The 20126-nt window shown below is 62.4% G+C and carries 31 protein-coding genes, 3 tRNA genes and 1 riboswitch; of the genes, 14 read left to right on the forward strand and 20 right to left on the reverse strand.

Translation table 11 applies throughout. The annotated features are described in order from the left end of the window. Positions 1–98 precede the first annotated feature (98 nt). Entirely contained in the window at positions 99–740 is a 642-nt protein-coding gene (locus AC27VL_RS02315) for a DUF4145 domain-containing protein (RefSeq protein WP_488765445.1), read from the forward strand. 244 nt (positions 741–984) lie between these two features. Further along, positions 985–1275, forward strand: a complete 291-nt coding sequence (locus AC27VL_RS02320; protein WP_488765446.1) for a hypothetical protein — start codon at positions 985–987, stop codon at positions 1273–1275. 427 nt (positions 1276–1702) lie between these two features. On the opposite strand, the gene AC27VL_RS02325 is transcribed toward AC27VL_RS02320, so the two are convergent. The 5 genes from AC27VL_RS02325 to AC27VL_RS02345 all read right to left on the reverse strand — a co-directional run bounded on the left by AC27VL_RS02325 (position 1703) and on the right by AC27VL_RS02345 (position 4425). Continuing rightward, a complete protein-coding gene (locus AC27VL_RS02325) occupies positions 1703–1846 on the reverse strand; it encodes a hypothetical protein (protein WP_488765447.1) in 144 nt (47 codons plus the stop codon). A gap of 49 nt (positions 1847–1895) precedes the next feature. Continuing rightward, the gene (locus tag AC27VL_RS02330; RefSeq protein WP_488765448.1) at positions 1896–3206 is read right to left on the reverse strand and encodes a replicative DNA helicase; all 1311 of its coding nucleotides are present in this window, start codon (positions 3204–3206) and stop codon (positions 1896–1898) included. Next, positions 3206–3343, reverse strand: coding sequence for a hypothetical protein (locus AC27VL_RS02335; RefSeq protein WP_488765449.1), 138 nt, complete (start codon positions 3341–3343; stop codon positions 3206–3208). The genes AC27VL_RS02330 and AC27VL_RS02335 overlap by 1 nt, the downstream gene beginning before the upstream one ends. Before the next feature lie 303 nt (positions 3344–3646). Continuing rightward, positions 3647–3985, reverse strand: coding sequence for a hypothetical protein (locus AC27VL_RS02340; RefSeq protein ID WP_488765450.1), 339 nt, complete (start codon positions 3983–3985; stop codon positions 3647–3649). Positions 3986–4200: 215 nt separating this feature from the next. Beyond that, a complete protein-coding gene (locus AC27VL_RS02345) occupies positions 4201–4425 on the reverse strand; it encodes a YdaS family helix-turn-helix protein (RefSeq protein WP_488765451.1) in 225 nt (74 codons plus the stop codon). Positions 4426–4559: 134 nt separating this feature from the next. Between AC27VL_RS02345 and AC27VL_RS02350 the strand changes: the two genes are divergently transcribed. From AC27VL_RS02350 to AC27VL_RS02360, 3 genes are all read left to right on the forward strand, one after another. Further along, a complete protein-coding gene (locus tag AC27VL_RS02350) occupies positions 4560–5231 on the forward strand; it encodes a LexA family transcriptional regulator (RefSeq protein WP_488765541.1) in 672 nt (223 codons plus the stop codon). Next, positions 5231–5581 (forward strand): hypothetical protein, encoded by a 351-nt coding sequence (locus AC27VL_RS02355; RefSeq protein ID WP_488765452.1) that lies wholly within the window; start codon positions 5231–5233, stop codon positions 5579–5581. Before AC27VL_RS02350 ends, AC27VL_RS02355 begins: the two co-directional genes overlap by 1 nt. Before the next feature lie 88 nt (positions 5582–5669). Continuing rightward, entirely contained in the window at positions 5670–5972 is a 303-nt protein-coding gene (locus AC27VL_RS02360) for a hypothetical protein (RefSeq protein WP_488765453.1), read from the forward strand. Positions 5973–6060: 88 nt separating this feature from the next. Here AC27VL_RS02360 and AC27VL_RS02365 read toward each other — a convergent pair whose 3' ends face one another. The 3 genes from AC27VL_RS02365 to AC27VL_RS02375 all read right to left on the reverse strand — a co-directional run bounded on the left by AC27VL_RS02365 (position 6061) and on the right by AC27VL_RS02375 (position 7656). Continuing rightward, positions 6061–6339 carry a hypothetical protein gene (locus AC27VL_RS02365; protein WP_488765454.1) on the reverse strand — a complete coding sequence of 93 codons (279 nt, stop codon included), beginning with the start codon at positions 6337–6339 and terminating at the stop codon, positions 6061–6063. Between the two features lie 72 nt (positions 6340–6411). After that, on the reverse strand, positions 6412–7056 hold the full coding sequence (locus AC27VL_RS02370) for a hypothetical protein (RefSeq protein WP_488765455.1): 645 nt from the start codon (positions 7054–7056) through the stop codon (positions 6412–6414). Positions 7057–7287: 231 nt separating this feature from the next. After that, on the reverse strand, positions 7288–7656 hold the full coding sequence (locus AC27VL_RS02375; protein ID WP_488765456.1) for a hypothetical protein: 369 nt from the start codon (positions 7654–7656) through the stop codon (positions 7288–7290). 2 nt (positions 7657–7658) lie between these two features. Here AC27VL_RS02375 and AC27VL_RS02380 point away from each other — a divergent pair, with 2 nt between their 5' ends. Continuing rightward, positions 7659–8165: a hypothetical protein gene (locus AC27VL_RS02380; RefSeq protein ID WP_488765457.1), complete on the forward strand. Its 507-nt coding sequence runs from the start codon at positions 7659–7661 to the stop codon at positions 8163–8165. Here AC27VL_RS02380 and hemN read toward each other — a convergent pair. Beyond that, positions 8147–9556, reverse strand: coding sequence for an oxygen-independent coproporphyrinogen III oxidase (hemN, locus tag AC27VL_RS02385; protein ID WP_488765458.1), 1410 nt, complete (start codon positions 9554–9556; stop codon positions 8147–8149). The genes AC27VL_RS02380 and hemN overlap by 19 nt on opposite strands. A gap of 44 nt (positions 9557–9600) precedes the next feature. Continuing rightward, positions 9601–10041 (reverse strand): group III truncated hemoglobin, encoded by a 441-nt coding sequence (locus AC27VL_RS02390; RefSeq protein WP_100552119.1) that lies wholly within the window; start codon positions 10039–10041, stop codon positions 9601–9603. A 180-nt stretch (positions 10042–10221) separates the two neighbouring features. Between AC27VL_RS02390 and AC27VL_RS02395 the strand changes: the two genes are divergently transcribed. Together AC27VL_RS02395 and AC27VL_RS02400 are read left to right on the forward strand one after the other, a co-directional pair. Next, a complete protein-coding gene (locus AC27VL_RS02395) occupies positions 10222–10503 on the forward strand; it encodes a hypothetical protein (RefSeq protein WP_488765459.1) in 282 nt (93 codons plus the stop codon). Then, entirely contained in the window at positions 10500–11549 is a 1050-nt protein-coding gene (locus AC27VL_RS02400) for a 4Fe-4S dicluster domain-containing protein (RefSeq protein WP_100552117.1), read from the forward strand. The genes AC27VL_RS02395 and AC27VL_RS02400 overlap by 4 nt, the downstream gene beginning before the upstream one ends. Position 11550: 1 nt before the next feature. Here AC27VL_RS02400 and AC27VL_RS02405 read toward each other — a convergent pair whose 3' ends face one another. Both AC27VL_RS02405 and AC27VL_RS02410 read right to left on the reverse strand, forming a co-directional pair. Next, positions 11551–11787: a hypothetical protein gene (locus tag AC27VL_RS02405; RefSeq protein ID WP_025875165.1), complete on the reverse strand. Its 237-nt coding sequence runs from the start codon at positions 11785–11787 to the stop codon at positions 11551–11553. A 352-nt stretch (positions 11788–12139) separates the two neighbouring features. After that, positions 12140–12349, reverse strand: a complete 210-nt coding sequence (locus tag AC27VL_RS02410; protein WP_488765460.1) for a helix-turn-helix domain-containing protein — start codon at positions 12347–12349, stop codon at positions 12140–12142. Between the two features lie 78 nt (positions 12350–12427). On the opposite strand from AC27VL_RS02410, the gene AC27VL_RS02415 reads away from it, so the two are divergent. Together AC27VL_RS02415 and crcB are read left to right on the forward strand one after the other, a co-directional pair. Further along, positions 12428–12868, forward strand: a complete 441-nt coding sequence (locus AC27VL_RS02415) for a helix-turn-helix domain-containing protein (RefSeq protein WP_223880016.1) — start codon at positions 12428–12430, stop codon at positions 12866–12868. 22 nt (positions 12869–12890) lie between these two features. Then, positions 12891–12954: riboswitch (Fluoride riboswitch) on the forward strand. Between the two features lie 81 nt (positions 12955–13035). After that, positions 13036–13428: a fluoride efflux transporter CrcB gene (gene crcB / locus AC27VL_RS02420; RefSeq protein WP_100552116.1), complete on the forward strand. Its 393-nt coding sequence runs from the start codon at positions 13036–13038 to the stop codon at positions 13426–13428. Positions 13429–13431: 3 nt separating this feature from the next. On the opposite strand, the gene AC27VL_RS02425 is transcribed toward crcB, so the two are convergent. Then, a complete protein-coding gene (locus AC27VL_RS02425; protein ID WP_100552115.1) occupies positions 13432–14265 on the reverse strand; it encodes an AraC family transcriptional regulator in 834 nt (277 codons plus the stop codon). Positions 14266–14447: 182 nt separating this feature from the next. On the opposite strand from AC27VL_RS02425, the gene AC27VL_RS02430 reads away from it, so the two are divergent. Both AC27VL_RS02430 and AC27VL_RS02435 read left to right on the forward strand, forming a co-directional pair. Continuing rightward, positions 14448–15539 carry an alpha/beta hydrolase family protein gene (locus tag AC27VL_RS02430; RefSeq protein ID WP_488765461.1) on the forward strand — a complete coding sequence of 364 codons (1092 nt, stop codon included), beginning with the start codon at positions 14448–14450 and terminating at the stop codon, positions 15537–15539. Positions 15540–15628: 89 nt separating this feature from the next. Continuing rightward, the gene (locus tag AC27VL_RS02435; protein ID WP_100552113.1) at positions 15629–15829 is read left to right on the forward strand and encodes a hypothetical protein; all 201 of its coding nucleotides are present in this window, start codon (positions 15629–15631) and stop codon (positions 15827–15829) included. 106 nt (positions 15830–15935) lie between these two features. Here AC27VL_RS02435 and AC27VL_RS02440 read toward each other — a convergent pair whose 3' ends face one another. Then, positions 15936–16205 carry a hypothetical protein gene (locus AC27VL_RS02440; RefSeq protein ID WP_089240177.1) on the reverse strand — a complete coding sequence of 90 codons (270 nt, stop codon included), beginning with the start codon at positions 16203–16205 and terminating at the stop codon, positions 15936–15938. A 133-nt stretch (positions 16206–16338) separates the two neighbouring features. Then, positions 16339–17043 (reverse strand): ArsR/SmtB family transcription factor, encoded by a 705-nt coding sequence (locus AC27VL_RS02445; RefSeq protein WP_100552112.1) that lies wholly within the window; start codon positions 17041–17043, stop codon positions 16339–16341. Positions 17044–17148: 105 nt separating this feature from the next. On the opposite strand from AC27VL_RS02445, the gene AC27VL_RS02450 reads away from it, so the two are divergent. Continuing rightward, positions 17149–17790 (forward strand): flavin reductase family protein, encoded by a 642-nt coding sequence (locus AC27VL_RS02450; RefSeq protein ID WP_100552111.1) that lies wholly within the window; start codon positions 17149–17151, stop codon positions 17788–17790. Between the two features lie 9 nt (positions 17791–17799). Here the strand turns inward: AC27VL_RS02450 and AC27VL_RS02455 are convergent, their stop codons facing one another. The 5 genes from AC27VL_RS02455 to AC27VL_RS02475 form a co-directional block, all read right to left on the reverse strand. Further along, entirely contained in the window at positions 17800–18345 is a 546-nt protein-coding gene (locus AC27VL_RS02455; RefSeq protein ID WP_223880015.1) for a DUF4124 domain-containing protein, read from the reverse strand. Between the two features lie 91 nt (positions 18346–18436). Beyond that, positions 18437–19006, reverse strand: a complete 570-nt coding sequence (locus AC27VL_RS02460) for a DUF998 domain-containing protein (protein ID WP_100552110.1) — start codon at positions 19004–19006, stop codon at positions 18437–18439. 129 nt (positions 19007–19135) lie between these two features. After that, positions 19136–19209 (reverse strand) — tRNA-Cys (locus tag AC27VL_RS02465). A gap of 66 nt (positions 19210–19275) precedes the next feature. Beyond that, a tRNA-Gly gene (locus AC27VL_RS02470) sits at positions 19276–19351 on the reverse strand. Positions 19352–19505: 154 nt separating this feature from the next. Next, a tRNA-Gly gene (locus AC27VL_RS02475) sits at positions 19506–19581 on the reverse strand. 74 nt (positions 19582–19655) lie between these two features. Between AC27VL_RS02475 and AC27VL_RS02480 the strand changes: the two genes are divergently transcribed. Next, positions 19656–20111: a hypothetical protein gene (locus AC27VL_RS02480; protein WP_100552105.1), complete on the forward strand. Its 456-nt coding sequence runs from the start codon at positions 19656–19658 to the stop codon at positions 20109–20111. Positions 20112–20126: the final 15 nt, after the last annotated feature.

The following is a 20126-nucleotide window of genomic DNA, read 5'->3' on the forward strand; positions in this document are numbered from 1 at the left end:
GGCTAGTACAGGAAAATTAACCGGCAAGAACACATGGAGACCGACCTTCCTAAGGCCCGCTCCATGAGCGAAACTACTTGCACAAAAGGGGGAACAATATGAACAAGTATTACCCGCCAGTCTTCAGACAAGGGCAGTACCACTGTCCACACTGCGAAGTCTTTGCTCGGCAGGAATTTCACCACCTGCCTTTAGGCCCGAACTGGGCATCTGTCTCCGAAATCTGGAGATCGCGCTGCGAGCATTGTGACAAGGACTGCTATTGGCATGACAACCACGCAGTGCATGGCCGTCTTCTCATCCCGTCTTCCTATGGCACGCCGCCACCCAACGAGTTCATGCCCGATGACGTGCGGGCTGACTACGTCGAAGCTGCCTCAATACTCGCACTTTCGGCAAGAGGTGCAGCTGCCCTGTTACGCCTCGCGGTACAGAAATTAATGAAGCATCTCGGCATGCCAGGTGAGAACATAAATGTCGATATCAAGGCCTTAGTCGCAGCGGGACTTCCCGAAATCGTTCAACAGGCGCTGGACTACTGCAGGGTAGTGGGCAACAACGCTGTGCATCCGGGTGAACTAGACTTGGGCGATACGCCAGATATGGCTTGGACGATGTTCGAGATGATCAACACCATCGTTCAACTCAGAATCGCTGCTCCGAAGCAGCTGGAGGAGCTTTACACACAACTTCCTCAGGGCGCACGCGACGCTATTGCGAAGCGAGATACCCCGAAGTAGGTAGCAAGCTACGCCGGTGGTCTGCTTAGACACCGGCAAAGCCACTCCTATTACGCATGGTCACAGCTCATAACGAAACGGCCCACCGATTGGCGAGCCGTTTTGATGGGACTCTCCCCACCTTGCCGAGAACTGCACCACCAGATTGGCAACCGTCAAGAAGATTCTGTGGGACGGCCAAACTGCAAGCCACGGAAACTCGTCCGCATTAGGATTACCTTTGGCTCATCTGAGGATTTGTAACATGACGCAGCAAGATTACCGCTGGAACTTCGTTGACCGTGTCGGTCGTCAGGCAGCGCTGGAAGCCGCCGCATTCGTTCTCATTGGGCATCCCGGCGAAAGCAAGGTGAAGCTGACCGAGCTGCTGATCGCCCAATTTTCGAGCAGCAAAAGTAACCTTCCTCAACGGCTCCGAGAACTCGGCCTTGGCGAAGCCGATTTTGTTGTCCACGCAGGTAGCGGGTTCTCGGAGGCGGCAACGGAAGTCCTGAGTGGTGTCGCGATCGCACACTACGTCCCCACTTCACCCTGATATTACGCCCGTCTGAAGGATGGACGTCGTATATCTTACTGCGCGTGCCGGCCGGCAAAGCCGGTGCGTGATCTGAGTAGACGAATTGCATTGGGCCCAAGCTTCTCCCACTTGGCGCACCTACGCACGGTGTCGAGGAATGCCTGGTTGAGACCATCCCGGAAGGCGGCACCCTCCGCCGCGTAGTCGAAGCTATAGCCCTCTCCGACGACGTGGCGCGCTACCCACTGGCGGCGGAGCCGGCGCACCACCAACTTTGCCCTCGACTCGCTACCGACCCACGCCCACTGCGCTGCAACCACGTTGGGCCAGCGACGGATGCTGCCCTCCGGGCTTCGGGTCACACTGATTCGGACTACCCCATCGGCGCCGCAGGCGGCGCACAGGTACACCGCATCGCGTGCGGCCTGTGCCAAGGTCAGACTCCTCATGCGCGCCGCGCCTCCATGAACGCCAAACCCTTGTCCAGCTCCTTCCGGTACTGCCACTTGGTGAACGCTCCGCCCAGCTTCTTTGCCACCGCCTCCGCTCGCCTGGCCTGGCTACCGCGGCCGGTGAACTCCTCGATCATGACCAGCGCCCGCACCATGTTTTGCCGGTAGAGGTCGGACAGCGCGCGATCAATCCACCGATACTCCTCCGGCGATCCGTTCGCCGGCGCGGATGTTTCGCCCCTTCCCAAAGTGCATCTCCACGATGCCCCGCAAATGGGTCTGCTGCTCAGGCGTGTCGTAGTAGTCCTCACGATGCAGGAGCACCACTACGTCGGCCTTCTGTTCCAGCTCCCCGGATTCACGGAGGTCAGACAGGGTTGGGCGCCTGTCGGTCCGACCGGCGACGCTTCGATTCAACTGCGCCAGAGCAACGAGCGGAATTTTCCACTCCTTGGCCAGGTCCTTGCCCTTCTGCAGGATTCGACCGTACTCAAAGCGGGCCATGCGCGGATCGACGTCGAAGTCGTGGATGTGGTCGATCACCAGCAGCTGCAGCGGTCTGAGCTGGTGCATTCGCCGGGCACGGGCCTCGAATTGCCGGACGTTCAAGGAGGCGGTGTCATCGATGTACAGAGGTGCCGCCTTGAGGTCGCGAATCGCCGGCGTAATCCGACTTTGGCAGATCTCGCTGTCCTCACCGGAATGCCTTGGCCTGGTGACCCATTCGTGCGGAATCTTGCCGACGCACGCGACATTGCGGTCGTGGCAGTCATCGATGCTCATCTCGAGGCTGAACAGCCCGACGGTAATTCCGTTGAGCGCGCAGAACACCGCAACGTTCAGCGCCGCGATACTCTTGCCCATACTCGGCCGGCCGGCGATGAGGTAGGCCGTGGACGGCTGCAGGCCATGCGTTACCCGGTTGAATTCAGCCCAGGGCGTTTCCAGCCCCGTTAGGCCTCCGCCGGAGTGATAGCGGTCTTCCCACCGCTTGTACCACCCGTACATGGTTTCCCCGGCCTGCCGGAGCCCACCGCGCTGGGTTGGCTGCAGCCCTGCGATGTCCTGCGTCAGCTCCGCCAAGATCTCGGGGAATTCGCGCCCGTCCTGTTGGTGGGCCGAGTCCACTGCCTTTCGGCCCACGTCAGCTAACCGCCGCCGGCCCGCGTACTGAACCACGATCTCGGCATACGCGGCTACATTCGCGGCCGATGGCGTAGTGCTGGCCAGTTCGGTGATGTAGTACCCATCGCCGACGAGGTCCAGCTTGCCGCGCGACTCGAACCACTCGCCGATGGTGACGGCATCGAAGGGGCGCTGTTTCTCGGCCAAGGTGCGGATCGATTCGAAGATCAGACGATGGTCATGGCGGTAGAAGTCCTCGGCTGACAGTGTGTCCGACACTAGTGGCCACGCCTCGGGGGATAGCATCAGCCCACCTAGTACGGCCTGCTCCGCCTCGACGCTGTGCGGCGGCAGGTTGGGGGCAAAGCGCATCAGCCCTGCCCCTCTTTGCGGTTGTTGTGGTACGTGCCTTCGATCACCTTCAGCAGGTTCTCTTCGGACTTGATCAGCCACGGCAGCGAAACCTGGAAGCTGTTGACCTTCCCCATGAGGTAGTCACTGTCTTTCATCCACTCGAACAGACCACGTCACCACTCGACGGTCTGCCTTTCTGGATCAGCCTTCCAGCGCGCGCGCAGGTGGGTCTTCCGGCTATCGCTCCATGCCTGGACGACCGGACAGTTCGGCAGCTCCTTGTGGTATGCCGCAATGATTGTTTCATGGGGGCAGCCGACAGGAGCCTTGCCGCCGAGCAGAGGGGAACGCGTTCCTGCCGTCCTTGTCGGCATAGTTGGCCAGGCACAAAAGTACGTGCCGCGAGATGGACTCCGTCGCAATTTGCTGGTCCAGCACCCACTTCATTGCCTGGACGCTCATACCGACGCTCCCGACACTTCCGGGAAAGCAGTCAGCATCAACGTCGCGAAGGCGCCAAGGTGCTCGGTGGTGATCCAGCGCTTGCCGGACATTTGCTGGATCCATTCCAGCGCTTGCTGGGGACCTGAGCAGTAGAAGTCGTAGGTGGGCTCGTCACCGGGGCGCGAGCGATCATAGATCTCGACGGCGATTCTCCCGCCGGAAAGGCGCTCCTGCAGGCGCACAAGGGGCCTAGCGTGGCGCTCCTGTATGCTCTGCAGGGCGTCCTGCATGACTTCGGCGTAGGCGCGCAGCCCCCGCTTATGCAGGTTTGCATCGGATTCGTGGTGTGGCATAGTGGCCTCGCTCTGAACGAAGCCTCCGCAACTGTCTGCCCGACAGCGGGGGCTTCGTCGACAGCGGGGGCTTCGTCGTATCTGGACGATGGACGCCATAAGGGCGTCCGCTGATCGCGCCAGACACCACCGCGGCCACTACCTCGCGGTGGATGTACGCCTGCTCCCTGCCCTCTCGACCGGCCTCCTGCCAGTTCGTTTGCCGCGCTGTACTGCTAGCTTCTTCGGCTCGAGAAGATGTCCGGCCGTAGTTCTTGGCGCGTCACCTCTCCCGCAGTCAGTTGCTCGATCGTCCGCCATCTTGCTGGCGGGACAATGACCTCGCCGGTCTCCCACTTGGAGATCAGCGCCTTGGGTGCGGGCGACCCAGATTCCGTCAAGAGCCTCGCAAGGCCCGCTTGGGTCAATCCCTTCGATTGGCGGTAGGTAGCAATGTCCATGCCGCAATATTAGTGCCACTAATAGCGGATGGCAATAGGGCCCCTACTTGATAGTCTATAGACCATTAAGTAGCGTTGCTTATATGAAGACGACCCGAAGTGCCAAGCCGACTCCTGAAGATGTGGCAGCCGCCATGCGGCTTCAGGAGTCTTGGAAACAAAGTGCGCCTGGTCTAGGCCTGACGCAAACCAAGATGGCTGAGGAGCTTGGCATCACTCAGGGCGCAATAAGCCAGTACCTCAATGGCCGTATCCCGATGAACTATCGAACGCTGAAGGCGTTCTGCCTTGCCTTGGGAATCGAGGACACGGACATCAGGGGCGATCTACCAGAGCAGCAATTCAACCCACCTTCGACATCGACCGACGAGTACGTGGAGGTTCTAGCCCTACCGCAGACTGTTGGGCTGCAGGACGGCCCGGAAGCCGACGAGTACGCCCAGGCAAACGCCATGAAGTTCCGGAAGTCTTTACTGCGACGGAGGGGACTTCTTACGCGGCCCCTTGCGGTCTTTTACGCCCAAGGCCGCTCGATGGAGCCACTCATATCCGATGGGGACTCTGTCCTGCTGGACACCTCAGATACTGAGGCCGTCGATGGCGGCATGTACGTGGTCAGCTGGCTAGACAGTAGAAGCCAAGCGCAAGGGGTGAGGCGTGCCATGACGCTAGAGGGCAAGGTATTCTTCACAAGCGACAACCCCAAGGGCGATCAAAACTGGCAGAAGCCACGGCGGATGGACTCGAAGCGGGAACCGATCACGGTCTTGGGCCGTGTCCACTGGATTGGCAGATGGGCTGACTAATGAGCCGTTTCAAGAGGTACAAAAAAGATTCGAGCGTGCACTATCGCAATCTCAAGATAAGTCGCACCGTGGTTCAAGAGTTCCTAGAGGACGTGACAGATACTCCACCATGTCCAGAGTGCGGGCATGACTTCTGGCGTGTGGTTCTTTCGCCAGGCAACGGCGAGTTCATGGTGATCCCTGCGATCTCACCTGATGTTCGGGAAGATGACGAGGATGAGGTGTCCAGCTACTTGGCCATTGCTGTCGTCAACTGCGACAACTGCGGGTATGTAAAGAGCTTTACGCTTCGTGCAATTAGCATTTGGATGGAAAAGCGCCAAGCTGAATCAGAGGACGATGATGCATAAGGGCAACTCTCTTCGATCTGTAACCGCAGATAACGCTGGCGACTTTGACCAAGTTGCGAGCGGAGGCGGTCCACCCCATGATGGTGGTATGGAAGCACGTGTCGCCAAACTTGAAGCCACTGTCGAATACATCCAACGGGATGTGTCTGAGATCAAGTCTGAGCTCAAGTCGATCAACGAAGCACTTCGGGTCTTCGGAAATGATGTGAATGGCGAATTCCGCAGAGTGTCTGGCGATGTCGCTACTGTCAAAGAGCGACAGACCCACACGCCTACCACCCTTCAGATGTGGGTTGCGGTTGCCGGGGTTTTGATCCCAACTGGGGGGGCGCTTTGGTGGATTGTCCAGCAATACCTCGGGCCGATCCTCGCCAAGGCAGCTGGCCTCTAAGAGTCGCAAACAGCCTACACGAACCCCGCTCCGGCGGGGTTTTTTCTGTGGTCACGCGCGGCCGCCCCGTGTTTGCCGCACCGTCAGGCTATGGCTGAAACCAGATGGAGTTGATGGCGTTGATCGGCGGCCGATCCCAATCACTGACGATGCCTGCCTGCGCGTCGATGACGGCGAGCCTATCGTTCGCATCCATCTTTGCCTGCACCAGGGCATACGCCATTTCCGGGGTGTGCTCAGTGTTCACGTAGAAGAGTGAGTACTGGAACTGATGCCAACGTCCGAGTGACTTTATTGCGTCGCGAACTGCGTCGTAGCTTTGACCTGGCCGCATGAGGTCGTACGCGATGAAGAGGTTATAACTCATTCCAAGCGTCTCCTTTGGTGGTCGTTTAATTTCCGATCGTCTCGATGCGACTTGCACAGACAATTTCAGAAACTATGCCAGATCAAGAGCCTTCACTCTGCGCCATTCAGACTTCAGCACTGGCTGCAGAAGCGCGATCACACGCGAGTTCTCCTGCTTGGGATTCTTCTTCTCCGTGAGTGCACGCATCGAGTCATCCATAGCAGCTAGCAGCTCTTTTGAGGCATCCTCATTTGGATTTAAAAGAAGAGCAACTTTGGCCCTACTTCTCTCCATTGCCGTTAGCACGATGCCGTAGCGGATAGACCACTGACCAAGTTCTTCCATAGCAAATGCAGAGTCCCCCATGGCTTGGAGCACCTCTGCGCGTCCAATCTTCTGCAGATGGAGATCCCACATCCCATACGTTTCCGCAATGAAATTAGACGTTTCGTCACGGAGATTGTTGATCCATACGCGTCGACTAGCGGCAATCGCCTCCGCGCGGAGCTTCTCTTGCTCGCGGGCCGCTGCTTCATGCGCAAGTGTGATCTGCCGCTGCCCTGCCTCATCCGCGAGTTGGATCTGGCGCCTACCTGCGTCCTCAGCAATCTTGAGCTGACTGGCTGTGGCTCGATTCTGATATCTAATCGTCAAATACGTCGAAGCAACAACGGTCAAGAACACGAATGCGAACGCCGACAAGGTCGGCCAATCAAGTGAGCACAGCTTTTCCATTAGTATTCCTGCGTCCTTTTCGTCAACTATGGACCACCCAGAAGAATCGTAGAAGCCCGGAAAATCCTGACAAACCGTTCCAGCCGGTTGACACGGCACGGAGAGGCTACAACAGCGCGGCTCGTAGAAGCGGTAGCGCGCGGTGCCAGTTGCCCATGCCGACGTCAGGGACCCTCAGCACTAGGTGTTTCGTTGCTGTCCCCCAATACACCTTCGACGACGAAAGCGCGCTTAGAATGGAACTATGTCAACAACCGCTTCGATCAACTGATCGCGAGTTAGGCCGATCAAGACCGGTTGGTCAGCAGCCTCAAGCAGAAGAGGCTTGAGCTTCTCCCATTCCCGATTGACCAGCAGCATGTCGAGCTGCTTCCTTTTGCTAAATGCATCTAGAAGCTCCGTTGTCTCAATAAGTACTCGCCACAGTCTTGATTCCTCATAGGTCATCAGTTCCGGGAACTTGGACGCAAGCTTCTCGAGCCTTTCCGCCTCATTGGGACTCCAGGTTGCGGTGACGGCTTGGGCAAAAGTGGAACTGTATTCCTCTAGCGGATCAACCCGCTCCGTTCTCAGAGCGCTCTCGATTGCCCACTCGACCACCCATGAAGTGGATATGGCTCGCATCATCGCATGCACTGGTCACGCTGCTCGCCCAGGCCACCGCACCCGCATTGGCGCAGAGCCGTTCGAACAGCCACCACAACCTCGACGGAAGCCGGGATATCCGCAACAGCGACGGATCGTCCAGCCGCATCAAGCGCGATCTGTCCGGCCGCGTGATCGCCGAGCACAGCAACGGCAGCCGTTCGACCACCACCACCGATCTGAGTGGCCGCAAGCGCACCACCCACAGTGATGGCAGCTATTCCAACAGCAGCACGGACCTCAACGGCAACATCCGCACCCAGTACAGCAACGGCGCCTACTCGGTCAGCAAGCGTGACCTGAGCGGCAGGTGGCGCACCGAGTACAGCGATGGCTCCTACTCGACCAGCGTGCGCGATCTCAACGGCAACTGGACCACCACCTCCAGCGGCGGCATGGCCGCGCGCATCCCGAACGCGGCGTCGGCAAGCGCTGAGGCCTGCGCTCAGATCGCCCGCGAGTAGCGAGGCTGCTCCTGGGCGACACGCAGATAGGGATCGAAGCACATCGCCAGCAGGCGCAGCAACGGCCGTCCGGGCTCGCTGGTGCGCACCACGCCGTCGCGGTACTCGGCCAGGCCATCCTGCTGCAGACGCTGCACGGCCTGCAGGTCTTCGGCGAAGTAGGCCTCGAAGTCGATGCCATGGCGCTGCGCCAGTGACGTTCCGTCCACTTCACCCTGGCACATCAACTGCTGGATCAGCTCGGCACGCAGCTCGTCGTCGGCACTGAGCGCGACGCCGCGCCAGACCGGCAGTTGCCCCTGGTCCACTGCGCTCTCCCACGACGGCAGGTCGCGCGGATTCTGGCTGTAGGTGGCACCGATGTGGCTGATCGCGCTCACGCCGAGGCCAAGCAGATCGGTGTCGGCATGGGTCGTATAGCCCATGAAGTTGCGATGCAGCTGGCCGGCGCGCTGGGCACGCGACAGATCCTCTTCCGGCAATGCGAAGTGGTCCATGCCGATGTACTGGTAGCCGGCTGCGGACAGGCGCTCCACCGCCAGGCCCAGCAGCGCGAGCTTGTCTTCCGGCGAAGGCATGCGGCTTTCGTCGATCTGCCGCTGCGCGCGGAACAGGTGTGGCAGATGCGCATAGCCGTACACCGCCAGTCGATCCGGACGCAGCGCCAGCACCAGTTCCAGGGTACGGCCGAAGCCCTCCAAGCTCTGCCCAGGCAGGCCGTAGATCAGATCGACGTTGACCGAACGCATGCCGCTGTCGCGGCACGCGCGCAGGATGTCCAGTGTCTGCCGCACGCCCTGCACGCGGTTGATCGATTCCTGCACCTGCGGGTCGAAATCCTGCACACCCAGGCTGGCGCGGTTGAAGCCGAGCCGGGCCAGCATCGCCACGTCACTGGTATCGATGAAACGCGGGTCCAGTTCGATGGAAAAATCACGCTGCGATGAATCGCTGAAATCGAAGCGCCGGCGCAGGCCTTCGACCAGCGCAGTCATCGCATCGGCATCCAGGAAATTCGGTGTGCCACCGCCGAGGTGCAGCTGGATCACTTCACGGCCGTCGGCGAACTGCGGTGCCAGAAGGTCTGCCTCGGCCAGCACGCGTGACACGTAACTGTGGCCACGCCCGCGGTCGCGGGTGATCACCCGGTTGCAGCCGCAGTAGAAGCAGGGGCTGGAGCAGAACGGCACATGGACGTACAACGACAACGCACGCGCCAGCGGGTTGCTGTCGGCGATCGCCTGGCGCAGCGCGGGTGCATCAAAGCCGTCGTGGAAGTGCGGTGCGGTGGGATAGGAGGTGTAGCGCGGGCCGGGCCGGTCATGCCGGCGCAGCAGATCGGGATCGAAGGTCCAGGCCAGGCCACCGGCAGCGGGAGAGAACGTGTCCATGGCGCCAGCATCGCGCCAAGCCAGGCGGTGCGCCTTGACCCAGATCAATCCTTGGCGGGGGCGCCCAGCACCGGCAGCATGACCTGCGGCCAGCGCAGCATCTGGTAGCGGCGCCAGAAGGTTTCGGCGATGCGGGCGGCCACATCGTCGGCCAGCGCCTGCATCGGCGGGTTGTTGCATTCCGCCGTGGTGATGTGGAACAGCACCAGCCAGCGGTCGAACAGATCCTTTTCCAGATCGATCGCCATGTGCTTGGACATCGGCGAACCCTTGAACCGGCGCGTCCCGCGCAGCATCGCCGACCAGAAATCCACGAGCTGGGCGAGGTGTTCCGGCCAGTCTTTCACGTGACCTTCGAACACCGGCCCCAGTCGCTCCTCGTCACGCACGCGCGCGTAGAAATCGTGAACCAGCCGGGTCACTTCCTCCTCGCTGCACAGCTCTGGTGAAGCAACGGGAATATCGGTCTTGGGCGTTGCGTTCATCAGGGCACCAAATGCGGATCGGCAGTGTGCCGCAGGCCGCCACCACTACTGTTGATCCAGATCAATGTCAGCGCACGGGGGCGCACCTAGGCTGGCACGCTTGCAGGAAGCATGCCCTGCGGATGCTGCGCCAACCACGGCGAAGTATACGCGCCGCCCTCTTCTTCAACCCGAACCCGCATGAACACACCGTTTTCCAGCCGCCAGCGGCGTATCCAGCAGTGGGGCGCAGTCCTGTGGCCCAGCTTCATCGCCGCCGGCCTGGCCTGCGTGGTGCTCTTCGCCTTCGTCGATCCACTGCGGCTGCAGGCAATCAGCTTCCCGGGTACGGCCATCAGCCGTGAGCTGGGCTACACCGCAGGGTTCTTCATGTTCTGGGCCGTCACCGCACTTTCCAGCGCGGTGACCGGCTACCTGCTGCGGCCGATGCCGAGCGAAGAGGATGAGGAGCCACTGGGATGAGCGTCGCCACTAGCCCGCCACCGCACCCATGGCGTTGGCGCCGTGCGCTGGGCCTGGCACTGCTGATCCTGTTCCATGCCCTGCCGTGGCTGCAATGGAATGGGCGGCAGGCCCTGCTGCTGGACCTCAACGCGCGCCGCTTCGACCTGTTCGCGTGGACCCTGTGGCCGGATGACATCGGCGTGCTGCTGGGCCTGCTGGCGGTGATGGCGGTGGGTCTGGCCCTGCTCACCCATCTGGCCGGCCGCGTGTGGTGCGGGCATGCCTGCCCACAGACACTGTGGACACGGGCCTTCGATGGGATCGCGCAGGCCCTGGCCCGCGTCCTGCCCGCGCAGGCAGCGCGGCCGCTCACCCACGTGGTCTGGTTGCTGCTGTCGCTGTGGACCGGAATCACCTTCGTAGGACTGTTCAGTCCGATCCGCGAACTGGTCGCCGGCGCGTTCGATGGCAGCTGGAGCGGCTGGGAGACCTTCTGGGTGCTGTTCTATGCCGGCGCCACCTGGGGCAACGCCGGGTTCCTGCGCGAACAGGTGTGCCGATCGCTCTGTCCGTTCGCGCGCATGCAGCCGTTGCTGACCGACCCGCACACCCCGCGCATGCTGTATGACCCACGCCGTGGCGAGCCACGCGGCGCCCGCCCGCCGGCATTGGGCGGTGTGCTCGGGCGCGGTCGTGGCCTGCTCGACCCGACCACCGCGCAGGACTACGTTTTCCGTGCCGCACATCCACTGCTGGCCGGACCGATGCCGACCTTCAGTGCGGATCGGCTGGGCGACTGCATCGATTGCATGGCCTGCGTACGCGCCTGCCCGATGCAACTGGACATCCGCCATGGTCCACAGGCCGATTGCCTGGCCTGCGGCGCCTGTCTGGAAGCCTGCACCCGGCAGCAGCATCAGGCGGGCTTCGGTCCCGGCCTGGTGCGCTATTGCAGCCCGCAGGTGATGGCAGGCCAGCCGCGCCGGTGGTGGCGCCCCCGCACCACTGTCCTCGCATCGATGCTGCTGGCGCTGTTGGCCTGTGGCGTCTGGCGCCTGTTCTGAGTCAGCCCGGGTCGCCCGGGCGCGGCGGTACCAGCTGGGCGCGACGGACGATGCCCAGTTGTTCGATGATCAGCGCCATTTCGTTGGTGACATCGGTCCGCCCGGTCCCCTGCGGAACCAGACGATCAAGCACCTGCTGGTAGGTATCCCAGAACGCCGGACCGCATCCGTGTTTGTGATAACTGGCTTCCAGTTCGCGGCGTACCCGTTCAGCCAAGCCATGCATGCCGTATTCCATACGACCTCCGTTTGACTTGTTCTGCATCGTTGACGGTCGACCAATTCACTTGCGAGCTACTGAAAGACTCCCGGCCTTCACAACCGGTTGATGCCAATTAGTCATAGATTTCACGACACGTCAATTACATGGCACGACTTTCGCGATTGAAATTATTAATCGTTCATGAAAGGCCGTGACGAAGGGGATCGGGAATCTCCGTGCCGATGTCGACACTGCTCGCCAACGAACCCGGGTGCCCATCACAGATCAGGCCATCGCTGCGAGCGGGGGCGATCGATTCTGCCTATATTGCTAAGCATGCTTAGCAAATTGACCTTAGCGGTCTGTCTGCGACAGCCTTGGACGCATCTCATGCGGTTTCATCGTTCGGGTCCTTATCCAGAGGGAACAGCGCCGGGTACCGCTGCTGCAGGATGTAGCGCCTCAGCGGCGGAATGGGAAAGCCTCTGGGCCATTGCGAGACAGCGGATCTGCTGATTCCAAACAGCTTGGCGAGCTCTGCGTCGGTGGAAAAGCCCAGCCGCGTGCGGACCTGCCGCTTGCTCCAGAATTCGTCCATTTTCGATCCCTTTCATCATCAAACTTATTCTTGCGCCAAGGCCTCTTTCGATTCCACGCGTTAAGCTGGCTTGCATAGATGAATACTCTTGGACAACGACTCGCGGTCGCCATGAAGGACGCCGGGCATGCACGCCCGGCCGACCTGGCGCGTGCCGCCGAAACGACGACGGCAACGGTCAGCAACTGGCTCAACGACCACGTCAAAGCCAACCACGTGAAAGCCGAACAGCTGTTCCGCATCGCCGATGCGGTGAAGCTGGACCCGCGGGAGCTGCTGTTCGGCCCGTTGGGACGGGGTGTCGGCGAACGCGGCACGGCCTACATGCACATGCCCAGCGAAGCCCATCTGGATGTCTGGCAAGCGGCCTATGAGCTGGTCGCCCACATCCTTGCCGAGCGAGGCCTGGAGGTCGGCTACCGGCGTGAGGCCACGCTGGGGCTGATGGCCCATGACCTGCTGATGGAGGGCGTCAGCCGCGGCAAGGTCGCACGCGTGGTGATGACTGCCCTGCCCTGACCCATCGCGCGCTGGTAGCATGGCTGCCGATGGGGATGGGGCTCCCCCGATAACCGCCTGAGATGGCTGATGGCTCCTGCTGCGACGAACCCGGCGTTCGTCGATGGCAGGCATTGCCCGCCATTGCGTACGCCGTCGAACCTGCGAACACGCACTCGAGGCAAGCAATGCAGACGTTGAACAACTATGTGCTGGTATTCCTGGGCGGCGGTGTCGGCGCCTGTCTACGTCACGCCTGCAATCTGATCGGCGCCCGCGTCGCCGTCGGCAGTTCGTGGCCCTGGTCGACCTTTCTGGTCAACATCAGCGGCGCCTTGCTGATGGGTGTGGTGGTGGAGGCATTTGCCCTGCGCAACGGCGCCTCGCCGCAACTGCGCCTGCTGCTGGCCACCGGCATTCTTGGCGGCTACACCACGTTCTCCACCTTTTCCCTGGAAACCGGCCTGCTGCTGCAGCGGGGCCAGCATGGCCTGGCCGCACTCTACGCGGGCGGCTCGGTAGCCCTGGGCCTGGCCGGGCTGTTCGCCGGCATGAAGCTGACCCGGCTCGCGCTGGGGTGACACTCAACCGGCAGCGACGCGCGCCTGCCCCCGCCACTGCCGTGGCGATTGCCCGGTGTGCGCCTTGAACGCTCGCGACAACGCCGCCTCGCTGCCATAGCCGACCTCGTCGGCGATCCGTTTCAACGGTCGGCCCTGGCGCAACGCCTGCTGCGCCAGGCCGACCCGCCACCCCTGCAGATAATGCCCGGGGGTGGTTCCCATGGCCTCGCGGAAACTGGCGGCGAACACGCTGCGTGACATGCCTGCAACGTCAGCCAGATCCTCCAGTGTCCAGGCCTGGGCCGGTGCCTCATGCATCGCCACCAGCGCCAACCGCAGGCGTGGGTGGCCGAGCCCGGCGAACAGGCCGCCGCGCATCTCGCCCCCCTCCATCAGCTGCCGCAGCACCTGGATCATCACCACCTCGAACAGGCGGTTGACCATCACCGCTCGACCGCAACGTTGCTCGAATGCCTCCTCGAACAGCAGCTCCAGGGCGGCATGGCCGCCGTACAGATCGGCCAAGGGCAGGCAGATGAAATCGGGCAGCGCCGCACTGATCGGGTTGAGCCTGCCACCTTCGAAATGGAGATTGGCGCAGGCCATGTCGGCGCCGTGCTGGGGATCGGTATGGAAGCGGTGCGGCATCGGGCGCGGATACAGCAGCAGGCTGGGAACATCGACCTGCACCGTCTGCCCGCCATGGCTGACCTGCAATGGACCGCGCCGCACCAGATGCAGCTGGCCGGCCTCGCCCTCTCCTTCGAGACTGTTGATGCCACACAGCGCGCCGGCATGGAACACCGAGGCGGTGACTGCGAAGCGTTCGAGCAGGATGGCGAGACGATCGGCCATGACGGGACTCCAGGTCAAACGAAAGGAGACAGATATGCCAGATCGTATCGGATTCGACCCTGCTGTGCGCGGCACTGGCCGCCGTGCCGGGGCGGCGCTATACAAGCGACACATCCTGCCGGCAAGCCGGCAATTGATCGCACCGAGGGGCAAAGCCAATGCCAACCACACCCGCCCCAGCGATGCCCAGGACACGCACGCTCCACCGACTCGCCCTGGCATTTGCCCTGCTGCTGCCGCACCCCCTGCTGTCTGCCGCGCCCGCAGCCACGCCGCGCACCTCCAGCGGCGAACTGCAGGGCGCACGCTGGCGCCTGGACGTGCCCGCCGGCTGGAACGGTGAACTGGTGATGCTGGCGCATGGCTATGAGCCAGTCGGCTCGCCGCAGCCTTCACCGATGCCGGCCAACGACAGCACCGCCGGCCTGCTTGCAGCGGGCTACGCCGTTGCCCAGAGCGCCTATGGCAGCCAGGGCTGGGCAGTGGCAGATGCGATCGACGACATGGAACGCCTGCGCGTGCAGGCCCTGTCCGAATTGAAGGACGTACATCGCACCTGGATCCTCGGCTTTTCGATGGGTGGCGCAGTAGCCATCGCCACCCTCGAACGCCTGCCGCAGCACTACAGCGGCGGCGTGTCGCTGTGCGGCGCCAACCTGCCCGGCGAGCAGTTGGCCAATGACCTGCTGACCACACTGGTGGCGTTCGATTATTTCTTCCCCGAGGCCGAAGGGCTGCCCCGCCAGGGGCTGGCATCGGCAGAAGCGGCGGCGCTATCGCAGATGCCGCTGTATCAAGGCATCGCTGCCGCGCTTCAGACTCGACCGGCCGTCGCTGCGCAACTGGCCACACGGCTGCAGGTAAGCGCCGAGGCATTGCCGGGCACGATCAGCCTGCACGCGATGATCCTGCACGAACTGGCGAAGCGCGCTGGCGGCATGCCGGTCGGCAACCTTGCGACGGTCTACCGCGGATTCGGTGACGACAACGCGTTCAACGCAGGCGTGCAGCGGCGCGCGGCGGTCACGCTGGCACAGCGATATGTGCGCGGCAAGCTGGCATTGACCGGCGCGGTCAAGCGACCGCTGGTGATCCAGTTCAACAACAATGACCCGAGCATCGTGCCGCGCATGCAGACGGTGTATCCGCAACTGGCCAGGCGCGCAGGTGCGACGCCATTGTTGCGCGTCCTGCCTGTACTTGGCGAAGGCCACTGCGGCTTTACGGATTCACAGGTAGTCGAGGCGCTGAGGGCAGCAAGAACGTCGTTGTGATCCGCACCTTGCCGCAGCGCACCAGGCGTGCCGGGCAACCACTGCTATTGTTGCCTCGCCCATTGAAGGGCAGACAAAGGACTGACGTGATGATCAAGACGACCTTGAAGACCATGATGTTCCTTGCTGTAGCAGTTTCAGGTTTCGCATTCGCTGCCGGCACCTGCGAATTCTGCGACCTGAAGTATCAGCAGTGCCTGCGTGCCACCCATAATCCCGGTGGCCCCACTTCTGCACAGTGCGACCTCCAGTATCGCCTCTGCAGGGAAACGGATTGCCCGTCGCCCTGACCTGCACTCCGGCCGGCTCCCAGCCCGGGAGCCGGTTCGCGCCTTCCGTTGCTGTCGGTGCCGTCCGCACCGGCGACAGATCCAAGCGTGGCAATGGCCGAACGGATCAGTGGCCGAGCGTACCCATGGTGAAGGTATACCCGGAGCGCATGAGGAAGTCGCGCATGCGCAGCTCGGCGCGGCGGGGCGACGGAAGATCCGGCGGGCCATACAGCGCATAGACCACGCCAGCGCCCTCGATGCGCTCGCGGCGCACATCACAATGACGGCTCTCCGAGGCGAGGACCCAGCCGTCCTTCAGTTGATCGGGGCCGATGGACTGCCCGTTCTTCAACCGGAATGTAAGCCAGCGCACATCTGCGGTGGATCTGCTCATTGCCCGCCAGCTGCATCGTGCATGCAGCCCCTCATGTCCTTGCCTGCCATTGCTGCTCCCGAAGACCAGAACTCGACCATACCCCGTCGCCATGTCGTGGCCGGCTGAGACTGACAGGGGCACATGGTGGGTCTCAGGTGCTTAGCTCGAACAGCCTACGGAACGCTTCCTGCCCGGCGGGTGTGAGCCGCAGTTCGCGACGCCCCTCGAGGCAATGCAGCCAGCGGTTCTGCAGGAAGCTCTCCAACAGGGCTTCGCCGACCATGCCGGCCATGTGCGGGCGACGTTCGGTGCAGTCCAGGCACCCTCGGCAGTAGCGCTCGGGCTTCACCTGCGGTGATCGCGCGATCAGCTCTGCCAGCGGCTCGCCCACGGCGCGCAGGACGTCGGCGCCATGAGCCGAGATCTGCCAGTGGTCTGCCGCCGCGGTGATCGCTCCGGTGCTCAGCAGGTGGTCGGAGATGGCGACGGCGTATTCACCGGCCAGGTGCCGATAGCAGGTACGCGCCCGGCGGAAGCCGGCATCGACCCGCACGCTTCGTGGAGAGAGCGGCGGCCGTTGATCGCTGAAACGCAGGATGCCTTCCAGCATGTCGGCGACTTCGGTCGAGGCGAGCCGGTGATAACGGTGGCGTCCCTGCACCGCCACGGCCAGGATGCCGCCATCGAGCAACCGCCGCAGATGACTGCTTGCCGTCTGCGGCGAGATGCCGGCCACGCCAGCCAGCTCGGATGCCGTGTGTGCGCGGCCATCCATCAACGTCAACAGCATGGCCGCGCGTGCGTGGTCACCGACCAATGTGCCGACATTGATGAAAGCGCGGGAGGTCTGGACCATGGCCGCATTGTGGCATGCGTCCTGCCACGCATCATTCGACCTGGATCGAAGCTTCCGCGCGCTTGCACAGGGCACAGTGATCGCCCGCAACCCACAACTTCCAGCATGCGAGCAGAAGACATCCAACGCCGCTGTATCACTCCCTCCGTGCTCTATCCGGGAACGCCGGTGGTGCTGATGACCACGCTGAACGAAGACGGCAGCGCGAACATCAGCCCGCTTTCTTCATTCTGGGCGTTGGCCGACCGCGTGGTGCTCGGCATCGGCGAACAGGGCCAGGGTTGCAGCAATCTTCTTGCACGCGGCGAATGCGTCCTGAACTTTGCCGAGGCCACCCAGGCGACGCAGGTTGAAGCCATCGCCCGCGCCACCGCGCGCACCCCTGTGCCGGATTCGAAGCGTGATAGGGGCTACGTGCATGTGCGTGACAAGTTCGCACTGGGCGGCTTCACCCGCGTCGACTCGGTGCAGGTTGCACCACCGGCGATCGCCGAATGCCCGCTGCAGGTGGAGGTCGCGCTGCTTGCCTCGCATCGACCCAGCGGAACGCAGGATCAGGGCTTCATGATCGTCGAAGGACGGATCTGCCGGGTACATGCACACGAGGCGATCACCATTGCAGGTACCCAGCATATCGACGTGCAGCGCTGGGCACCGCTGATCTACCTGTTCCGCCACTATGTGGGCACCACCATTCCGGTGGCGCGCAATTTCCGTGCTGACGCTCCTTCGCAGCTGACTGCATAACAGCTGCGATCAGGAAGAAGACGCTGGCGCGTTCGAGTACTTCTCGTGCACCTCTTTTTCGCGGTCGCGACGCGCGCTCGAACAACGCTCGCGCGCTGTCGACATCTGGCTGTCGGCCGAGGTCCGTTCCGAGCTCAACGACTGCTGCAGACTGGAAATCTGCGCGCGGATGCCAGATTCGCTGGTGGCGCCGGCCAGATTGCTGCTGGCAGCAGCCAGTTGCCGGTTCAGATCGGCCACCTGCCGATTGACCGCCTGGCTGCGCGATTCGAACGGGCCATAGATGCGCGACTGCTCGCTCTGCAGGCAGTTGCGCTCGGCAATGCCGGCGTCATTCATTTCGGCAGTGCGGTAGACCGCGGTGCGGTTGGCAAGCTCGCCAACCGATTCCGATGCGGCGCGGTTGGAGCGCAGCTTCATCGGCTCCGCGCCCGCGGCACAGGCGTTCTGCGAGTAGGTGGTCTCACCGGACGCACCCTTGCACTTGTAGACCTGCGCCGATGCCAGCGGCGCGACCAGCAGCAACGCCAGCGCGATGCCAGGTTTCATGTTCATGCCAAGACCTCCTGTCCCGGGCCCTGCGGCCCGTTTGGCCATACGCTACGACTGATCGTGTGTCCGGGCAAATGCCCTCACGCCCGGCGAATCAGCGCCGGAATGAACGCAGCTCCAGCGCCGCCAGGGTGTACCAGCCGAACGCCGGCAGCAGCGCAAGGCGCTGGGTGAGGCCGCGATAGGGCTCCGGATCGAAGCCGGACATCATCAGCCACAGATAGGCCATGCCCAGCAGCGAGCTGGCGCGCGCAAACCATGCCATCCGCGTTGACGCCTGTGGGCCCAGCTCTGCGAGGAACAGCAGCGGGGTCAGGATCGAGAAGATGCCGATGCCATAGAGGCCATGCATGGGGCTGCCGATGGTGAAGACGCCATTGCTGACCATGGACACCCCGAACAGGGTGGAGGTGAGCGCAGTGAGCGCGAAACGGCGGCCCTGGGCGAGCAACGCAAGGCTGAAGAGGATGATGGCCGAGCCACTAGCCACCGGGCCGGCCTGCACCGCCTTGGCTTGCAGCCCCGGCAGCAGGCCAAGTTCGCTGAGGTGCTGCGAGAGCGAGTGGTAGCCGGGCACGGTGAATGCAAAAGCGATCAGTGCCAGCATCGCGCCGAGGGGGATGTACACGGCCTGCTGGATCGCCAGGTTTCGCACTGCGGTCACCACTGCTGAAGAGAAGTGCGGCGACGTTAGCAGCCGCCCCCGCCGGGTCGCATGTGCATTTTGGTACAGCCTGCCGGCGCCGGATTGCGCGCAAAGAAAAAGCCCTGATCGAAATCAGGGCTTTTCAATTGGAGGCCTCAAGCGGAATCGAACCGCTGTAAACGGATTTGCAATCCGGTGCATAGCCACTCTGCCATGAGGCCAACGTACTGCGATCAGGAACGACGCCCCTGACATGACAAAACCCCGCGATGGGGCCTGTCGGAACATGGAGCGGGAAACGAGACTCGAACTCGCGACCTCAACCTTGGCAAGGTTGCGCTCTACCAACTGAGCTATTCCCGCATAAGCCGTCATGGTACCGGAAGCCCGGGACACACACCAGCCATTTCACAACACTTTTCACTTTTCTGACTGCGCGCAAAGCCTTGTGGCTCAACGTGCCCCGCCTTGCCGTGGCGGGAGAAAAACAAGGCCCCAACCGGGGCCCTGTGTAATCTGGAGCGGGAAACGAGACTCGAACTCGCGACCTCAACCTTGGCAAGGTTGCGCTCTACCAACTGAGCTATTCCCGCAGATTCTCCGACCTGCGTCGAAGGAGCGCTATTGTGTCGAAATTCCTTCACGCCGTCAACAGCCAGCCTACCCGATGAACCCGGCCACGAGACCTCGCCATGTCCGCCTGTTCTGGCTCCTTGTCGCCCTCACCTGGCTGGCGGTGATCGCTGCACTGGTCAATGCAGGCTTCACGCCGGACTACTGGATGTTGCGGCACTTCAATGGCGGAACCCTGCCCTACCCCACCAGCAGCGTTGTCGTGTTCGCGCTGTTGAGTACGGTCGAGCTGGTGATCGCTGCGCTGATCGTGCGCCCCTGGAAGTTCGATCGCTTGTGGCTGCGACTGCTGATCGCCGTCGTGCTGCTGCTGGCGTGGACCTTCCCGTGGCTGGCATCGATGATGCACCAGCCCCCGGTACAGGGAATGCACCTGCTGTGGTTGCTGCTTCTGGACGTGGGGTTGCTGCTGGCGCTGTGCGTGGTGTCGCTGGTCAGTGCGTGGCGGGCATTGGCCAGAAGGAAGCAGGCAGCCCGCGCGCGCTCATAGAGACTCATAGAGAGC

The sequence above is a fragment of the Stenotrophomonas sp. 14P6.2.3 genome, assembly GCF_057799055.1.

Excerpts from the sequence above, each read along its gene's own strand:
- AC27VL_RS02315 (WP_488765445.1), top strand. The coding sequence starts at position 99 with ATGAACAAGTATTACCCGCCAGTCTTCAGACAAGGGCAGTACCACTGT.
- AC27VL_RS02320 (WP_488765446.1), top strand. The coding sequence starts at position 985 with ATGACGCAGCAAGATTACCGCTGGAACTTCGTTGACCGTGTCGGTCGT.
- AC27VL_RS02325 (WP_488765447.1), bottom strand. The coding sequence starts at position 1,846 with ATGATCGAGGAGTTCACCGGCCGCGGTAGCCAGGCCAGGCGAGCGGAG.
- AC27VL_RS02330 (WP_488765448.1), bottom strand. The coding sequence starts at position 3,206 with ATGCGCTTTGCCCCCAACCTGCCGCCGCACAGCGTCGAGGCGGAGCAG.
- AC27VL_RS02335 (WP_488765449.1), bottom strand. The coding sequence starts at position 3,343 with ATGAAAGACAGTGACTACCTCATGGGGAAGGTCAACAGCTTCCAGGTT.
- AC27VL_RS02340 (WP_488765450.1), bottom strand. The coding sequence starts at position 3,985 with ATGCCACACCACGAATCCGATGCAAACCTGCATAAGCGGGGGCTGCGC.
- AC27VL_RS02345 (WP_488765451.1), bottom strand. The coding sequence starts at position 4,425 with ATGGACATTGCTACCTACCGCCAATCGAAGGGATTGACCCAAGCGGGC.
- AC27VL_RS02350 (WP_488765541.1), top strand. The coding sequence starts at position 4,560 with ATGCGGCTTCAGGAGTCTTGGAAACAAAGTGCGCCTGGTCTAGGCCTG.
- AC27VL_RS02355 (WP_488765452.1), top strand. The coding sequence starts at position 5,231 with ATGAGCCGTTTCAAGAGGTACAAAAAAGATTCGAGCGTGCACTATCGC.
- AC27VL_RS02360 (WP_488765453.1), top strand. The coding sequence starts at position 5,670 with ATGGAAGCACGTGTCGCCAAACTTGAAGCCACTGTCGAATACATCCAA.
- AC27VL_RS02365 (WP_488765454.1), bottom strand. The coding sequence starts at position 6,339 with ATGAGTTATAACCTCTTCATCGCGTACGACCTCATGCGGCCAGGTCAA.
- AC27VL_RS02370 (WP_488765455.1), bottom strand. The coding sequence starts at position 7,056 with ATGGAAAAGCTGTGCTCACTTGATTGGCCGACCTTGTCGGCGTTCGCA.
- AC27VL_RS02380 (WP_488765457.1), top strand. The coding sequence starts at position 7,659 with ATGAAGTGGATATGGCTCGCATCATCGCATGCACTGGTCACGCTGCTC.
- hemN (WP_488765458.1), bottom strand. The coding sequence starts at position 9,556 with ATGGACACGTTCTCTCCCGCTGCCGGTGGCCTGGCCTGGACCTTCGAT.
- AC27VL_RS02390 (WP_100552119.1), bottom strand. The coding sequence starts at position 10,041 with ATGAACGCAACGCCCAAGACCGATATTCCCGTTGCTTCACCAGAGCTG.
- AC27VL_RS02395 (WP_488765459.1), top strand. The coding sequence starts at position 10,222 with ATGAACACACCGTTTTCCAGCCGCCAGCGGCGTATCCAGCAGTGGGGC.
- AC27VL_RS02400 (WP_100552117.1), top strand. The coding sequence starts at position 10,500 with ATGAGCGTCGCCACTAGCCCGCCACCGCACCCATGGCGTTGGCGCCGT.
- AC27VL_RS02405 (WP_025875165.1), bottom strand. The coding sequence starts at position 11,787 with ATGGAATACGGCATGCATGGCTTGGCTGAACGGGTACGCCGCGAACTG.
- AC27VL_RS02410 (WP_488765460.1), bottom strand. The coding sequence starts at position 12,349 with ATGGACGAATTCTGGAGCAAGCGGCAGGTCCGCACGCGGCTGGGCTTT.
- AC27VL_RS02415 (WP_223880016.1), top strand. The coding sequence starts at position 12,428 with ATGAATACTCTTGGACAACGACTCGCGGTCGCCATGAAGGACGCCGGG.
- crcB (WP_100552116.1), top strand. The coding sequence starts at position 13,036 with ATGCAGACGTTGAACAACTATGTGCTGGTATTCCTGGGCGGCGGTGTC.
- AC27VL_RS02425 (WP_100552115.1), bottom strand. The coding sequence starts at position 14,265 with ATGGCCGATCGTCTCGCCATCCTGCTCGAACGCTTCGCAGTCACCGCC.
- AC27VL_RS02430 (WP_488765461.1), top strand. The coding sequence starts at position 14,448 with ATGCCCAGGACACGCACGCTCCACCGACTCGCCCTGGCATTTGCCCTG.
- AC27VL_RS02435 (WP_100552113.1), top strand. The coding sequence starts at position 15,629 with ATGATCAAGACGACCTTGAAGACCATGATGTTCCTTGCTGTAGCAGTT.
- AC27VL_RS02440 (WP_089240177.1), bottom strand. The coding sequence starts at position 16,205 with ATGAGCAGATCCACCGCAGATGTGCGCTGGCTTACATTCCGGTTGAAG.
- AC27VL_RS02445 (WP_100552112.1), bottom strand. The coding sequence starts at position 17,043 with ATGGTCCAGACCTCCCGCGCTTTCATCAATGTCGGCACATTGGTCGGT.
- AC27VL_RS02450 (WP_100552111.1), top strand. The coding sequence starts at position 17,149 with ATGCGAGCAGAAGACATCCAACGCCGCTGTATCACTCCCTCCGTGCTC.
- AC27VL_RS02455 (WP_223880015.1), bottom strand. The coding sequence starts at position 18,345 with ATGAACATGAAACCTGGCATCGCGCTGGCGTTGCTGCTGGTCGCGCCG.
- AC27VL_RS02480 (WP_100552105.1), top strand. The coding sequence starts at position 19,656 with ATGAACCCGGCCACGAGACCTCGCCATGTCCGCCTGTTCTGGCTCCTT.